Here is a 17,834-nt window from a genome sequence, read left to right as displayed (position 1 = left end):
ATGTTGGAGCTGAGCGCCGGGTCGTAGGGCCGGAGGCTGCCCGTGACACCGAACGACGGGAAGGTGATGGTGGCGGTGTTGATCCGCATGATCTCCTGGTCGGCCGCGCCCTTGGGGTCGTAGCCGAACCGGATGCCGGTGGCCTGGATCCGGGCGACGTTCGGGATCTGCGCGTCCAGCGACGCGATCTGGATGCCCCACTTGCCGGTGGCCTGGATGTCGACGTTGCCGCCGAGCAGACCGAACACGTCGACGGCCAGCTCGAAGGAACCGATCAGGCCGATGAGGTCGACGGTGACGCCGGAATCGGTCTGGGCCGCGGACTGGGCGCCGGTGGTGGGATTGCCGCCGAAGGCCAGCGAGGCGCGCTGCACGCCGAGGATGACGGACAGCACGAGCTTGCCGTCGGCGAAGCCGAAGCCGCCGAGCCCGACGGTGGGACCCTGGAGCGTCAGCGGGCCGAGCGCGATGGACCCACCGGTGGTGGCCTCACCGATGGGGCTGGCGCTGACGTTGAGGGTCAGCGTCTGCGCGGTGTTGTTGGCGAGCGTGATCCCGGACCCGCTGCTTACCTTGTCGGCCTGAAGCTGGAAGAGGACGGGGCCGGTGCCGGTGAACAGGCCGAGCGTGTTGTTCCGGTTCTTGTCCTTGAGGTAGTAGCGGTAGGTGACGGAGGTGGCGTCGGCGGCCTTGCCGCTGATCAGCAGGGGGGCGCCGATGAGTGTCGGCACGCCCGCGATGACCTCGAGGTCGCCGATCTGGCCGCTGATCGTGAACGGCGCCACCGTCGCGGACTCGATCGAGGACTTGTTGATGGGCAGCGGGGTGGCGCCCGTGGTGGCGGGCAGCGAGGTGTAGGTGATGTCCACGTAGCCCTGGGCGTTGAGTTGCGCGAGGCTGATGGTGGTCACTGTCATGGTGGCCACCGGTCCGGGCAGCTGGCCGCCGGTGGCGGGACGGAAGAGGTAGAAGCGCTCCTCCTCGGCCTGCAGCAGAGCGTCGGCGCCGGAGGTGGTCGCGGTGACCCGGCCGTCTATGAACCGGACCACGACGATGCCGGAGCTCGGCAGGTTCGCGCCGCTGGGCGCGGTGAGGGTGTAGCTCCAGGTGTTGACCTTCCCGGAGACCGCGACGGGGTTGGACGGGGTCCACTCGACGCCGCCGATGGTGACCGTGAACTCCGCGTCGGAGTCCGTGACGCTCAGCGCGTTGATGGTGCCCTCGGTGGTGCGGAAGGCCACCTCGAGCGTCGCCAGCCCGGTGGCCTGGTAGACGATGTTGGCGCGCGGGGTCACCAGGTCGCCGGTGATGATCGCGGGCGGGTCGGCAGGGGTCGGCAGGGTGGTGGCGTCCTGGGGGAAGATGCTGAAGTCGGTGACCTTGAAGACGCCGAGCTGGAAGCCTGTCGCGGGCGAGATCGAGAAGGTGGCGAAGCCGCGCAGCCGCACCACATCGGTGCCGCCGACGGTGATCAGCGCGGTGGCGTTCCACAGCGACACGTCGAGGGCGCCGGTGGACTGGCGGGTGATGCGGAGGCTGCCGCCGAGGGTGACGATGTCGCCGGCGGTGAGCACGGCGTTGTTGACGGCGAAGTTGAAGGTGTCGGGATCCACGCCGTTGACGCCGGTCATGGTGCCGACGCTCTGCAGGCTGGTGAAGCGGTTGGTGCTCGAGGTGTTGACCTGGAACTGGACCAGGCCGGTGAGGCTGAGGCCGTCGAGGCCGAGCAGGCCGAAGGTGCCGCTGACGCGCATGGCCCAGCCGCTGGCGTCGGTGCGGAAGGAGACGGAGGCGTTGCTGATCAGCACGCCGATGGCCTTGGGGTTGACGGCGCCGCCGACCTTCGAGGGGCCGGAGCCGACGAAGATCTCGAGGCCGGTGCCGTCGAACGCGCCGCCGGAGATGCTGAACTCGCCGGCGCGGATCTCCAGGACGGGCGGATCGCCGAAGCTGAAGTCGAGGTCCTGCACGACGAACTCGAACACGCCGGTGAGTTCGCTGGCGCTGGGGGCGCGCACGTCGAGGCTGATGGTCTCGCCGTCGACCACGATGGACTGGGACACGACCTCGCCGGTGGTGTTGAACTTGAAGCCGATGGACGCGCCGCCGGTGAAGCCCGGGACGGTGATCTTGGCCTGGCCGGTGATGATGCCCGCCACGCCGCCGGTGGCGGTGGTGACCGCAGGTGCCACGGGGCTGGTGGTCGCCGGCTTGGTGACGGCCCCGGCAGGGAAGATCACGATGAAGCCGCTGCCCGACACGATGCCCGGATTGTCGGCCGCGTCGACGTCACCGATCGCCTGGCCCTCGCCCATGGTGAGGTTGGCCAGCGCGATGCGGGTGATGGCGGTGGGGCCGCTGCCGAGGCGCTCGAACACGAAGTCCGCGGTGATGAGGAACGTGTCGTCGGGGTCGGGCGCCTCATCGATGACGAACTCGATCTCGATGTTCTCGGCCGCGACCCTCAGGAACGGGCCCTTCGGCAGGGTGAGCAGCCGCACGTTGGCCTGGATCGCAGCCTTGTTGCCGGTGCTCGCCCAGGTGACGGTGTAGCCGACGACGTCGGTGCCGTCGGGGATCTCGGCGACATCGACGCCGGCGCCGCCGATCAGCGCGTCCAGTGCGGCCTCCACCACGCTGCCCGCCGCGCCCACCGCGATGGGGGCGCTGATCTCGGCGGTGTCGATGCGGCCGTTGAGGTTCACGTCGATGGCCAGCGTGAAGGTGCCCGACGGCGCCTGCACGTCGATCCGCTGGACCTCGTTGAGCAGGCCCGTGCCCTGCACGGTGGTCAGCACGTTGACGCCGGCGAACTGGAACACCTCGGTGACGACGACGCCCTGGCCGCCCACCTGGATGGAGTTCAGCTGCAGCGTGAGCTGGGCCTCGATCCGCAGCGGCAGCCCGACGAGCTCGACGGTGCCGGAGACCTCGCCCGCGGTGCCGTTGGGGGTGATGATGAACGCGCCCTGGCCGTCGGTGAGCACGAGGCCCGTGTCGTCGGTGGTGTCGGCATCGGTGCCGCCGTCGTCGCCGATGAAGAGGGAGACCTCGGTGAACGCGATGCGGACGATCTTGGCGCCGGCCGCGGTCCTGCGCTGCTCGAAGACGGCGACGCCGGAGAGCTTCTGGCCGAAGATCTCGATCTCGAACGGGTCGCCGGGCAGGCCCACCTGCACGAGCAGGCTCATGGGTGCCAGGTCGATGGTCCGGGAGACGCCGCCCACGATGACGTTCGGCCGGGTGACCTGGGTGGGCGTGTTGTTGATCTGGATCACGGCGTCGACATCGATGACCGCGCCCGGCACCGCGTCGGGGTTGACGGTGATGCCGGCCACGAGCGCGCCGGCGATGCCGGTGCGGGTGACGATGATGATGCCGGTGGCCACGGTGGCGGTGACGAAGGTGGTGGTGCCGTCGCCCAGCTGCAGGGACACGTCGTTGAGCGCCAGGGTGATCTCGCCGGTGGTCCCGTTCTTCTGGAAGGCGAAGTCGCCGGTGAGCTTCTGGCCCATGACCTCGAGCGAGATGTCGTCGGCCGCCACCGCGATGCCGGGGGTCAGCGTCACGCCGTCGACGTCCCAGCTGCCGGTGAGGGTGTTGACCCGGACCCCGAGGGTGCCGGAGAAGGACACGCCCGGAATGTAGAGCTCGACGGTGGCCGAGATCATGCCCGCGATGCCCGCCTTGGTGCCGGCGCCGGCCGCGGTGGCCTGGGCCGCCGAGACGATGTCGAAGGCGCCGGAGCCGTCGCGCACCACGACGATGTCGCGGTCGGGGGTGCCGAGCCGGAGGCCCACGTTGGCGAAGCGGATCTTGGTGGAGGTGATGTTGTCGCCGGTGGTGCTGAGGGTGCCGTCGGCGCCCGGGGTGGTGGACTTCTCGAAGGAGAGGTCGGCGGTGAGCACCTGGCCGGCGATGGACAGGGTGACGGCGGTCGCGGAGACCTTGAGATACGGCCCGGCGGGCAGACTGAGCTGGAGGGTCTCCCCCGCCACCTCGAAGGTCTCGTCGACGGCGACGCCGACGACCTTGGCGGCGACGGTGCGGCGCATGTCGCTGATCTCGACGGCCACCGTGGCCGACGCCTCGATGCCTTCGCCGAGCCGGATCGCGGCGGTGGCGGAGATGGAGCCTGCGATGCCCTCGCGGGTGAGCAGCAGCAGGGCGGTGCCGCCGCTGAGCCTGAGCCCGACGTCGTCGGTCTCGACCTCGGTGCCGCCGTCGTCGCCGACGAACAGGTGCACGCCGGTCGCGGCGATCTTGAGGCTGGACACGTCGTCGGTGGTGCCGAGGCGGCGGTCGGCTCCGGCGCTGGCGACCTGCTCGAACTGGAAGGTGCCGCCGATCTCCTGGCCGAACACCGTGATGTCGCCGGTCACCGAGACGCGCACGAAGCGGCCGGCTGGCAGCGCGATGACGGTGGCGCCGAGCGTGGTGCTCACGGGCGTGGGGGCGGTGTTGATCTGCAGCCGGAAGGTCAGGCCGGTGCCGAGGCTGATCGGGATGTCGCCGAGGCCCACGAGGTTGACGGTCGCCTCGATGTCGACGGCCATCCCCGCGGACGTCAGCAGGAGCACGCCGGAGCCGCCAGTGAGGCGCAGGCCGGTGTCGTCGTCGGGGGCCGTGGTGCCCTTGTTGTCGCCCAGGAAGAGCGCGACGTTGGAGGCCGTCACCTTGACCACGCGGGCGGCGCCGACGCCGGTCTGGGCGAAGGTGAAGTTGCCGCTCAGCCGCTGGCCGGCGATGTCCAGGGTGAGCGCGTTGGCGCTGATCTCGAGCGTGGACGTGGCGGTGTTGATGACGAGCTTCATCTCGGCGGTCAGCGCGACGCCGGGCACGTTGAGGGAGACGGTGCCCACGATGCCCGCGGCAGTCGTCGACATGCCTCCGGGGGCCAGGGTGAGGGTGCCCGCGCCGCCGCTCAGGGTGAGGACGCCGTCGCCGAGGCTCAGGCCGATGTTGGCGAGGACGATCGTGGTGGTGGTGCCGGAGCGCTCGAACGCCACGTCGCCCGTGAGGGACTGGCCGGCGATCGCCAGCGTGATGCCGGTGCCGCCGACGCGCACGTACGGGCCGGCCTTGAGGTCGAGGGCGACGGTGCGGCCCCCCAGCGTGACGGATTCCGTCACCCGCACCGTCGCCTGGTTCATCTGGAGGAAGAACGCGCCCGAGACCGTCACGCCCGAGGGCAGCAGCGAGCCGAGGTTCAGCGTTCCCGCGAGGCTCATGGCCATGCCGGCGGAGGTCAGCACGATGAGGCCGTCGACGCCGGTGAGGATCGCGGCGTCCTCGCCCAGCTGCACGCTGCCGCCGGCCACCGCGACGACCGTGCGGGTGAGGCCCGCCGAGTTCGTGGCCTGCTGGAAGGCCAGGGAGGCGGTGAGCCTGATGTCGCCGAGCTGCACGACGATGCCCTCGCCGACGATGCGGAGGTACGGGCCGGCCTGGAGCGTGCTGCCGTCTGCCAGCGTCACGGCCTGCGTGGCGCGGTTGATCTCGAGGCGCAGGTTCGCCGCGGCCACGGAGTAGCCGCCGCCCAGCTGGATGTTGGTGTCGGTCAGCGAGAGCTTTCCGGCGAATCCTGCGGGCCCGATGAGGAACGCGCCGTTGAAGGTGAGCGTGCCGATGGGGGCGCCGAAGCTCGCGGTGAGGCCGGTGACGGCCACGTTGATGACCTTGGCGCCGCCGACCGTCGTCTGCGAGAAGGTCAGGCTGCCGCCGCTGAGCACGAACCCGCCGACGGTGAGCTGCAGCGAGGTGACGGTCACCGAGAGGCTGCTCGTCGCCGCGGCCAGCGTGATGGTGAAGTTGCCGGTGAGGTCGACGCCGGGCACTGTGAGCGCGGCGGTCCCGGTGACGGACCCGGTGACGCCGGAGGCGTCGATGGTGAACGAGCCGGCCGTGATGGTGAACACTGCGAACTCGGTGGTGCCGTCGCCGAACGCGGCGCGGGCGTTGGCGAGCGTGATCTGCGTGGTGAAGTTGGGCGAGGTGCCCTGCCGCGTGAAGGTGAAGTCGCCGGTGATCCGCTGCCCGGCCACCTCGAGCGCGACCCCGGTGCCCTCGACGCGCAGGTACGGGCCGATGGGGAGGTCGAGGACGACGGTGGTGCCGTCGAGGGTAATGGTCTCGTCGACGGCGGCACCCGAGTTCACGGCCACCGTGAAGGTGCCGCTGAACTTCACGATCCCTGCGGGGATGAGGAACGTGACGGTGCCGCTGACGCGCCCTGCCACGCCGGCCTCCGTGACCACGAAGAACGCCGAGCCGTCGGTGAGTTGCACGCCGGCCGTCGGGGTGCCGATGGTCAGGGTCAGGGCGGAGGCCACAATGATGGCCTTGCTCGGCGGGACGGTGCCAGCGGGAGCTCCGGGGGCGACGGGGCCGAGGATCTGGGTGAACAGGAACACGCCGCTGAGCTCCTGGCCGCTGACCGTGAGCACAGCGGGGGTGGCGAGGGTGCCGACCTGGACGCGCAGGGAGCTGGGCGCCAGCGCCACGCCGCCGATGGTGCGCACGGCCGTGGTGGTGTTGATCTGCAGGCCGATGGTGCCGGTGAGCTCGAACGCGTCGCCCGCGTTGAGGGCGAGGGTGGCCACGAGGACGGTGGCCACGCCGGCCGGGGTGAGCTCCAGCTCGCCGGAGGCCACGGTGGCCACGACGACGCCGTCGCCGAGGCTGAGGGTGAGCGGGGTGCCGCCGTCGCGCGCGGAGGTGCCGAACTTCATCCGCAGCCCGCCGCCGGTGAAGGTCTCGAACGCGAACGAGCCCGTGAGCGTCTGCCCGGCGATGCCGAGGTCGAGGTCGCCGACCACGAGGATGAAGGGCGCGAGCGCGGTGCCCTCGGCGAGGGTGACGGCGTCGTCGCCGGACCCGAGAACCTGCTCTGTGGTGGTCTCGTTGTACAGGACCTGAAGCGTGCCCGCGAGCGTGAGGCCGGTGAAGCCGATCAGCTGCACGGTGCCGCTGATCGCGATGACGCGCCCGGTGGTGGCGTTGCCCTTGATGAGGCCGCTCACGCCGGTGAGCAGCAGGCCCTTGGCCAGCGGGTTGAGCGTGGTGCCGTCCTCCATGAAGCCGGGGCCTTGGCCGACGAAGACGGTGAGGTTCGACACCGAGACGGTGCCACCGGCGGAGTCGAACTCGACGGTGCCGGAGATCTCGACGAAGTCGCCGATCTTCAGGGCCCCGGAAATGGCGGCGTTGACGTACGGGCCGGCGGCGTCCGCCACCTGGGCGGCGGTGAAGACGATCGGGATGTCGACGCCGGCCACCGTGATGGTCCGGTTGATGGCCTGATTGGTGCCGTTGTAGCGAACGCTGATCTCCGCGCCGGCCTCAAACGCGCCCCCGGATACCGCGACGGCGCCCGTGAAGAGGCCCGCGATGCCACCGGTGAGCCCGGTGCCGGCCAGCAGCAGGAAGGCGCCCTGGCCGTCGGTGACGCTGAAGCCGTCGTTGCCGCTGCCGAGTGTCACCGAGACGCCGGTGAAGGCGATGACGGTGTCGGTGCCGGTGCGGCTGATCAGGAAGCTGCCCGAGAAGACCGGGCCGCCGGCGATCGTCAGCGAACCTCCGGCGATCTCGACGTGCAGGAAGGTGCCGGCGGGCACGTCGATGCCGAGGTCCGGGCGGCGGACGGCCGACGGGATGGTGTTGACGGCGAACCGGACGTTCCCGGCGACGGTGATGCCCGGAAGGTCGAACACGCCGGTGATGCTGCCGCTGAAGGAGCCCGCGACGCCCTGTGCGGTGACGAGCAGCGCGCCGTCCCAGTTGTGCGAGGTGGTGACCGAGACGAAGGTGCCCAGGCTGAGGGTCAGGTTGTCGACGACCAGCGACACGTCGCCGTTGGCGGCCTTCCGGACGCTGACCCGGGTGGCGCCGAGCGACTGGCCGGCGATGGTGAGGTTCACTGCCGTCAGGTCGACGGCGAGGGTGCCCGCCGCGGAGTCCACCGCGACAGCGACAGTCCCCGTCAGGGAGACGCTGGGGATGGTGACCTGGAGCGTCGCGGCGAGGGACCCGGTGAGGCCGGTGGGGGCGGCCGTGAGGGTGCCGTTGATGCCGGTGGCGCTGACCAGCGGGGATCCGGCAGGTCCGAAGGAGAGGGATCCGTTGGCCACCGTCACGGTGAGGGTGGTGTCTGCCTTCACGATGGTGAGATCGGCGGCGAGGCTCTGCCCGGCGATCACGATGGAGATGCCGGTGCCCACGAAGCGGAGGTAGCCGCCCGTTCCCCCGGCGGGGAGGCTGACCGTGACGCTGCCGGCGCCCACGCCCATGGTCTCCGTGATCGGCCCGGCGGTGGTGTTGATCTCCAGCGCGAGTGCCCCGGAGACCGCGACACCGGGGACGCCGCTGAAGGCGACCGTGCCGGAGACGCGGCCGGCCATGCCACCGGCGGCCGGCAGGACGAAGAGCGCGGTGCCGCCGGTCAGGGCCAGACGGGCGCTGCCGGCCGCGATGGCCAGCTCGGCGTTGGCCACCGCGATGCGGGTGATGGTGCCGCTGGCGGCGGTGACGCGCTCGATGGCGATGTCGCCGCGGAGGCTCTGCCCCAGGATGCCGACCGTGACTCCGGTACCCGCGATCCGCAGGTAGGGGCCGGCGGGCACGTCGATGGAGACGGTCCCGGCGCCCACGGCCAGCGTCTCGGTGACACGGGAGGCGGTGGTGTTGACCAGCAGGTCGAGGGTGCCCGAGAGGCTGAACGGCGTGCTGATCGCTTGGATGGTGAGGGTGAGCGTGCCCGCGACGCCCGCGTCGGTGACGATGAACAGGCCGCTGCCGTCGGTGACCGTGAGTGGGCCGAGGACCAGTTCCACGTTGTCGATGCCGATCCGGGTGACGACGGCACCGGCTGCGGTGGTGCGGCGCTCGAGGGTGACATCGGCGGTGAGGCTCTGGCCGAGCACGGAGACGGTGAGGTTCTGGCCGCCGAGGCGGAGCAGGCCGGCCGGCAGCGACGCCCAGCCGTCGACGGCCTGTGCCGAGGCGGTGGTGTTGAAGGCGATGGTGACGGTGCCCGTGATCGACACGCCGGGGACCGCGACCGTGACGTTGACGGCGATGGCCCCGTACATGCCGGCGGAGGTGAGGGTGATCTGGGCCAGGGCCCCGGGGTTGCCGGCGGTGGGCTGCGCAAGCGTGACCAGCGGGGTGTCGCCGCCGAGGACGAGGCCGGCGTTGCGGACCTCGAGCTGGGTGGTGCTTCCGTTCTTCACGACGATGACGTCGGCGGTGAGGCTCTGGCCTGCGATCGTGAGCGTGATGCCGGTGCCGGCGAGGCGCACGTAGCCGGTGGCGCCGCCTTCGGGGAGCTCGAGGGTGAGGGTCTCGCCGCCGATGGTGAAGGACTCGTCGACTGCGGCCGCGGTGGTGTTGATCTCGACGGCGATGCCGCCCGAGAGGCTCACTTGCGGCACGTCGAGCGCGATGGTGCCGCTGATTCGGCCGGCGAACCCGGCCGAGCTGAGCAGCAGGAGGGCGGTGCCGCCCGAGAGGGTGGCGACGCCGTCGAGGTCCAGCGAGACGTCCGTGGCCGCGATCCGCAGCATCGGGCGTGCCGTGTCCGGCACGCCGGAGGCGTTGAGCGGGGTGACGCGCTCGATCGAGACGTTGCCGCTGATCACGTAGTCGTCGAGGACGGTGAGCGCGAGCCCGGTGCCCTCGAAGCGGAAGTACGGCCCGGCGGCCACGTCGAGGGTGCGGGTCTCGGTGCCCACCAGCACGGAGGCGGTGACCCGGGCGTTGGTGGTGTTGATGGCGAGGCTGAGGGTGCCGTCGAGCTCCGCGACGTCCCCGAGCTGGACATCGAGCGTGCCCTCGATGCGGGCCGCGACGCCGGTGCCGGTGAGCACGATGAGGCCGGAGCCCTCGGTCAGCCGGACGCCCCGGTCGTCGTCGAGGTCCGCCTGGCTGCCGCTGGTGGTGCCGCGGTCGTCACCGAGGAACAGGGCCACGTTGGCGAGGCCGATGACCGTGGTGGCCACGCCGCCGGAGGTGCGGCGCTCGAGCGCGACGTCGGCCTGGAGGCTCTGGCCGGCGATGGTGAGGGTCACGCCGGTGAGCGCGACGCGCAGGTACGGGCCGGCCGGCAGAGTGACGCCGTCCACGAGTGCCTCGGCGGCGGTGGTGTTGACCGCGACGCCGGCGGAGGCGACGGTGAGGCCGACGGCGGGGACGCTGAGGCTGGCGCTGAGCGTGCCGGCGATGCCGCCGGGACGGATGACGAGGCCGCCGCTGATGGCGCCGAGGGTGACGGCATCGCCGAGCGCGATGGCGCCCCCGGTCACGCCGAGGGTGATCTCCTCGGGGGTGCGCCCGAAGGAGAAGGTGCCGGTGAGCGACTGGCCCGCGAACGCGAGGGTCGCGTTCGAGACCTGGAACTGCTTGACCTCGGCCGCGGTGGCGAAGACCACGGCCACGCCGGGCTCCGTGCTGCCGGGGATCTCGATGATGTGGTTGACGGCCTGGCCGGTGGTGTTGATCCGGACGCTGGTGGTGCCGGTGACGGTCACGCCGGGGACGCCGATGAGGCTGACGGTGCCGGTGGCCACGAACGCGTGGCCGGTGCCGATCGAGACGACGCCGATGGTCGCGTCGGTGAGCAGCACGCCGACGGCGAGCGGGTTGATGGCGCCGTCGGCGGTGTAGGCGGGGCCGCGGCCGAGGAAGATCGAGAGGCCGCTGCCGGCGAACACCTGCGCGGGGGCGCCGCCCACGACGGCGTCGCTGTAGGTGACGCTGCCCTCGATGGTGATGAAGTCGCCGATGGTGACGGTGACGTCGGAGGCCGTCAGGCTGAAGAACGGGTCGTTGGCCGCGGGGGCTGCGGCGATCTTGATCACCACGTCGGTGCCGCCGACGTCGACGACGGTGTCGATCGCGGTGGTCATGGTGTTGATCTGGAGGAGGACGGAGCCCTCGATGCTGACCCCGGAGCCGCCGGCCGATGCCTGGCCGGACACGAAGCCCGCGATGCCGGCAGCGCGGATGATCAGGGCGCCCTGGCCCTCGTAGAGCCCGTCGCCGCCGATGGTCGCGGTCACGTTGGTGGCCGCGATGACGGTCTCCGCCGTGGGGCCTGTGCCGGAGCGGGTGATCGCGACGTCGGCGGTGAACGACCCCTCGGAGCCGACGGTGACCACGAGCCCGGTCATGTACGCGCGCAGGTACGGGCCGGCGGGAAGATCCACGGCGGCGACGCTGCGCGGCGACGGCGCGGTGTTGACCTGGACGGTGAAGCTCGGGGTGCCGAAGGTGATCCCCGTGATGGTGGGCAGCGTGACGGTGGCGCTGAGCACGCCCGCGACGCCGTCGGGGGCCACGACGAGGGAGCCGTTGACCGAGGCCAGCGTCACGGGCCCGAGGGAGGCCGTGCCGCCGCTGATCTCGACGGTGAGCACGCCGGCGCTGCTCTCCACCCAGATGCCGCCGGTGATGCTGACGCCGGCGAACGCGACCGCGAGACCGGTGGCGCCCACGCGCACGGTGTCCGGCGCGATGCCGCCCTGCGTGGTGAGGGTGTCGGTGTTCAACTCGACGGTCAGCGAGGTGGCCGTGATGGAGAGGCCTGGGAGGTTCAGCGACGGGGTGCCGGTGAAGCTGCCCCAGATGCCGGTCTGCCCGGCGGTGAGCGTCGCGGTGATGCCGGTGAGGGTGACGGCGCCGTCGCCGAAGTTGAGCGATCCGCCCTCGACGGCGACGGTGACGTCCGTGGCGCGGGTGACGGTGATGGTGCCGGAGATCTTCTGCCCGGCCACCTCGAGGACGACGTTCTCGCCGCGGACCCGCAGGTAGGTGCCGGTGGGAAGGACGATCGACTGGTCGGTGCCGCCCACGGAGACGGTGGTGTCGACGGCGGCGGCGAAGTTCTTGATCTGCACGCTGAGGGTGCCGGTGAGCGACACGCCGGTGAGGCCGACGGCGACGGTGCCGGCGAGGCTGGCCGCGAAGCCGGCGGAGGTCACCAGCAGCGCGCCGCTCGCGTTGCTGACGGCCAGCACCGTGGTGGTGCCGGCGACGAAGGTGAGCGACCCGTTCGCCAGGCCGGCGCGGACCACGACGGCCCCGGTGGAGTCGACGCCGCGCTCGAACGTCACGGCGGCGGAGAGGCTCTGCCCGGCGACGGTGAGGGTGGCGCCTGCCTCGACGCGCAGGTACGGCCCGGCGGGCAGGTCGCCGACGGCGGCCGCGCCGGTGTTGACGGCGAGGCGCAGCGTTCCGCTGAACGCCAGCCCGGTGATGGCGGTGGTCAGGGTGGTGACCTCGAGGCGCCCGGCCACGCCGGCAGCGGTGATGGTGAGATCGCCCGAGATGCCGGTGGCGGTCAGGAGGTTCGTCGGGCCGGACGCCGTGAGGGCGAGCGTGCCGCCGGAGGCCTGGATGCGGGTGGAGGTCACGCCGTCGACGGTGACCCGGGCCACCTCGATGCTGGTGAAGCTGACCGACTGGCCCCCGACGGTGAGGCTGAGCGGGCCGCCGGTGACCCGGACGTACTCGCTGCCGGCCACCGTGCTCAGCCCCAGGCTCAGGGCGCCGGAGAAGGCGAGCCCAGGCACCGTGATGCTGAGGTTGCCGGACAGGGTGGCGGTCATCGAGCTGCTGGTCTCGACGAAGGTGAGCGACCCCGCGCCGCCCGTGAAGGACGCGATCGGGGCGCCGCCGTCGGTGAAGAGCAGGCTCAGGTTGGCCACCGTGACGGTGAACCCAGTGGAGGTCTCGGTGAATGCCAGGTCGGCGGTGAGCTGCTGGCCCAGCACGCTGATGGTGAGCCCGATGCCGCTGAACGCCAGGTACGGGTCGGTCCCGTCGCTCACCTCGTCGGGGGCGGCGAACTCGATGGTGACGTCGCCGGAGCCGTCGGCGAACGCGACCGTCTCCTCGACGGCGGCCTCGAAGGAGTTGACGCGCACGGTGAAGGCGCCGGCGAGGGCCACGTCGGCGTAGCCGGTCAGCGCCACGGTGCCGCGGGCGTCGAGCGCGTAGGCGGTGTCGGTGTCGGTGACCTCGAGGACCAGGCCGACGACGGCGTCGCTGACGGTGAGCCCACCGTCGAGGTCGAGCACCAGGTTGCGGGCGGCCAGCACGGCGCGGACCGTGCCGCCGCCGAAGGTGACGGTGCCGGCGAGGCTGGCGTCGATGTAGCCGGAGGCCACGAGGGTCGCGGTGAGGGTGCCGCTCACCTCGGTGCCGAGGACGAGGGTGCCGGACCCGCCGGAGACGACCACGCTCTGGCCGGTGGTGACGATGCTCGCGGCCAGGTCGGTGACGGCCAGGGTGAGGACGTCGTCGGCGTGGGTGATCCGGACGGAGCCGGTGAGGTTCAGGGCGCCGACGGCGACGGCCAGGTCGGCGTCGACCGTCAGCCCGGAGGTCCCGTCGTAGGCGACGCTGGCGTTGGTGAGGCTGACGCCGGTGCTGCCGCCGACGGTGACGGAGGCGCCGGTGAGGCTGAGGGACACGTCGCCGGTGTCGTCGTGCGAGATCACGGCGAGGGAGGTCGCGGCGATGGTCAGCTCGTCGCCCCCACCGAAGCTGCCGGTGATGGTGCTGGCGGTGATGGTGACGTCCGCGCCCGACTGACTGACGGTCGCGGCGGCGGCGGCGAAGGAGGCCACCTCGGTGCCGCCGGAGTAGACGGTGACGGCGAGGCCCGTGACGGCGAGCGTCAGGGCGCCGGCGTCGAGGGCGTCGGCCGTGAGGACGTAGGTGCCGGCCAGCGTCGCGGACGCGGTGATCCGCCAGGAGCCGACGGTGAGGTCCAGCGCCAGCGCTCCGGTCAGGGACACCGAGCCGTCGTAGACGCCCGCGCCCGCGATGGTGGGGACGGTGAAGCTGAGCGTCCACCCGGTGAGCTTAAGAGCGTCGCCGAGCACGAGGTCGCCGAACACGTGGTTGATGGGGCCGGCGTCTGCGAGGTACTGCTGGAGGATCGCGGCGATGTGGTCCACCACGGTGGCCAACGGCGACCCAGCGACATAGTCGGAGAAGTGCGGGAGCTCCGCGGTGATGGTGCCGGTGGCCGCGTTCCGGGTGGTGGCGATGGCCTGCACGGAGCCGTCGGGGGCGACGTACCAGATGCGGGCCGCGTCGTCGGCGACGGCCACGGTGAGCACTGGGTGGATCAGGAAGGTGGTGATCTCCTCGCCGGTGCGGGCGTCGATGGCGCGCAGGTCGTAGACCAGCGATGCGGTGCGGAGGCCGGCGACGGCGGCGCTGCGGGGGGTGATGGTGACCCAGGCGTCTGCGCGGAGGGAGCCGGGGGCGAAGGTGAGGGTCGCGGCTCCCGCGGTGAGGGTGCCGCCCAGGGCTGCGGTGACGAGGACCGCGCCGGCCGGGGCTTCGACGGTGGTGGGGGTGACCGGAGCTGCGGGCTGCTCGACGGTGATGACCGGAGCTGCGTCCGTCTGCTCGACGGTGGCGGTGTAGGTGACGAGATCGACTGCGGTGCCGCGGAGGCTGGGGGCGATGGAGGTGCTTGAGGTCGCGTATGCGGCCGGGGGTCCGCGGCCCGCGTAGACCTCGAGGTCTTCGTCGGTGATGACGGTGGAGCGCACGCGCACGGCGGCGGTGAGGCGGGCGAAGGTGAGCGAGAGCACCGGGCCGGTGGCTGCCTTCTCGACGCTGTGGACGGTGGCCGAGGCGCTGCCCGCTGTGACGGCGGTCACGCTGATGGGGCCGTCGGAGGTCAGGGGGGCGGCCGGGGGGACGACGGTGTCGACGCGGGTGACGAGCACCGTCGCCGCGAACGAGGACAGCGGCACTGCGCCGACTGCGACAGCCAGGCCTGCCGTCGCGGCCGCGGGCGCGCCCGCCAGCGTCAGCGCGTCGATGAGCGTGGGGACCGTGACGAGCACGACGGGGCGGGAGGTGGCGCGCACCACGGAGCCGTCGAGGGCGCTGATGTCGATCGAGCCGGCGAGGAGTGCCCGCAGCACCCGGGCGTCGACCGTGTGGGCGCCGAGGATCAGGGCCATGCCGTCTGCCGTCGCCGAGGCGTCGATGGCCTGGCGTGCCGCGACCAGCACGTCGCCGGTGGCCGACAGCGGGGCGCCGGCGCCGATCGTCGACGCGGTGGCGGCGTTGGACACCAGCAGGGCGAGCCCACCGGCGCCGAGGACGGTGACGGCCCGGGTCTCGGTGCTTCCGGCCTCCACGCTCACGTCGACGGCGCCGTTGACGGTGGCGTCGGATAGCTCGGCCTGGGTGCTGGAGTCCGCGAGCAGGACCGCGATCCCCCGGTTGGTGCCGCCGTCGGCCCGGACGGAGGAACGATCGGATGAGGTGGCGCCGACGGCGAGGTTGCCGGCCAGGTTCCAGGTGCCGCGGGCGACGGATGCCTGGGTGAGGCTCCGGAGGAGGCCGAGGGCGACGGCGCCCGGGCCCTGCGCGGCCCTGGTGAGCGCGGCGATCTGGGCGGCGGACAGGCCGGCCGCGGACAGGCTGGCGGCGGTGGGCAGGCCGGGCATGGCGTCCACCGAGAGGGTCCCGGTGGCGAGGGCGTCCACCGTCACGCCGGCGGCGTCGACGTCGGCGCCGTCCACCCAGGCGGAGGTGTCGCGGTCGATGCGTCCGGCGGCCGCGACGGCGGCACCGGCCAGCTCGGCGTTGTTGCGGGCGAGCAGCGCGAGCTGCCCGAGGGTCTGCACCGAGCCGCCGTCGATGCCCGCGCGGGCCGAGCTGGACGCGGCCATGAGGGAAGCATCCACCTCTCGGCGCGAGCCGTCGGTGGTCGCGGAGACCACCCGGGCGTCCGAGGAGACCGAGAGGGTCACGTCGCCGTCGGCGAGGAGGCGCGAGTCGCGGACCAGGACGGCAGCGGACGACGAGGCCACCAGCGCGCCGAGCGCCCGGGCGTGCGCCTCGAGCATGATCGCGCCGCCGGAGAGTGTCGCGTCGGTGACCAGGACGGAGGCGGTGGCCCCCGACTCGCGCTCGTCGGAGGCGCTCAGGGTGATGGCGCCGGAGCCGGTGTCCACGACGGTGCCGGGCGTGACGGTGATCTGCCGCGCCCGGATGGTCAGTTCGGCGCCGGAGTCGGTCATCCGGATCTCGCCCGTGATGACGACGGTGCCGCCGGCCGCGTTGACGATGATGGTGACCAGCCCGGCGGTGGGGACCGCGTGCGCGGTGCCGTCCTCGTCGATGAAGAGCAGGTGACCCGTCTCGGCATCGACGCCGAGTGTGCCGCCGGAGCCCTCGAGGGTCGCGGTGGTGCCGGTGACGCTCCAGCCGGCGGCCGGGGATGCGGCAGCCGTCGCAGTGGTCTCGTCGGCGGTGGTCTCGTCGGCGGCGGTCTCCGAGGCGAGGGTGGGGCCGGTGGGTTCTCCGGACTCGACGGCCTCGGCCGGAGTCACGGTGCCGCCCTCGACGGCGGTGGGCTCTGTGGGGTCGCCGACCGCAGCTGCGTCGTCGGCGGACGGGGCGTCAGTGGCGGCCGCGTCGGTGGCCGCCGCATCCGCGACGGGGTCGGCCGGGGCCTCCACCGCGGGATCGCCGGGAGCCTCAGGCGCAGGGGCCGGGGCGGGCTCAGGCGCAGGGGCCGGGGCGGGCTCAGGCTCAGGGGCCGGGGCGGGCTCAGGCTCAGGGGCCGGGGCGGGCTCAGGCGCAGGGGCCGGGGCGGGCTCAGGCTCAGGGGCCGGGGCGGGCTCAGGCTCAGGGGCCGGGGCGGGTTCAGGAGCGGGCGCAGGCTCGGGGGCGGGTTCGGGCGCGGGTTCCGGCTCGGGCTCGGGGAGGTACGAGGCGCTCACACCGTGGCTCTCGCCCGGCTCCAGGGTGTCGTCCATCAGGCCCGAGCTGTGACCGAGGCCCAGCGCGTGGCCCACCTCGTGGCGCACCACGGTGATCAGGCTCATCCGCGACCAGCCCCATCCGGCGGCGTCGGCGTCGACCGTGATCGAGCTGCCGGACGCCGATCCCAGCCCCTGCCCCGACAGGTCCCCCACCGAGGCGGAGATGCCCGACGTGTCCGCTCCGGCGGACTCCCATTCGGACTTGGCCTGGGACAGCGCAGACGCGAGCTCACCCGAGCTCAGCGACTCCGTGACGGGGTCACTGGGCAGGCTGGAGGCGGTCATCCCCTCGGGCTCCTCGGCCGCGTCGCCGGCGTCGGCCGGGTCAGGGGCGGGTGCCGGCGGGGCGGAGTTCGTGGGTTGGGGCGACGCGCTGGGGACGGTCACCTGGACGTTGTCGTCACCCGAGACGGTGGCTTCGCTGCCGTCCGCCATGGGGCAGGAGATGGACGCCTGTTGTCCGTTCGTGCCGCCGACGGTGGTGCACTGGCTGGTGGAGAGCGCCTTGGCAAGCGCGGCGAGCGCCTCCTGGAGCCTGGCGTCGGCCTCGGCCTTGGCGGCCTCCGCCTTCGAGATCGCCTGGGCCTGGGCCCGCACCTGTTGCTGGGCCTGCTGCTGGCGGACCACCTGCTGCTGGACCTGGATCTGGCGGGCCCGCTGTTCCTGCTCAACCCTCCTGGCCTGCTCCACCTGCGCCTCGAGTTCGGCGAGTGCCTCGTCGAGCCGCGCCCGGGCTTCGTCGGCGGGGAGGACCACGACGGTGGTGGAGTCGGGGAGCCTGAGGATCCGCGTCACCCTGCGGGGGGCGTCAGATAGCGGTGACGCGGATCCTGATTCGGTGGCCGGTTCGGTGACCGGCGGTGGGGGCGCGGGCGGCTCGGCGGCGGCCTGCTGCGGCATGAAGACCGTAAGGCCGAAGACGAGTGTCAGCGAGGTCGCCAGCCCGATGGCGCGATGTCCCCGGCTCCAGGCCGTGGCGGAGCCGCGACGATCACCCGGATGGGTGGTCGAAGCAGAGCGCTCCGCGTCCAT

General features: G+C 72.4%; 1 protein-coding gene (cut by a window edge). It reads right to left on the bottom strand.

Annotation, left to right across the window (positions count from 1 at the left end; translation table 11 throughout):
* Positions 1-17,834, bottom strand: the start of a protein-coding gene (locus tag ACZK5D_RS15290; protein WP_463665899.1) for a hypothetical protein. Its footprint begins 19,159 nt before the window's first position; only the first 17,834 of its 36,993 coding nucleotides appear in the window; its start codon is at positions 17,832-17,834; its stop codon lies beyond the left edge, outside the window.

Source organism: Tessaracoccus yangjingae (assembly GCF_055326235.1).
Note: the sequence above shows the minus strand (reverse complement) of the source record. Positions and strands in the feature narration are given on the sequence as shown.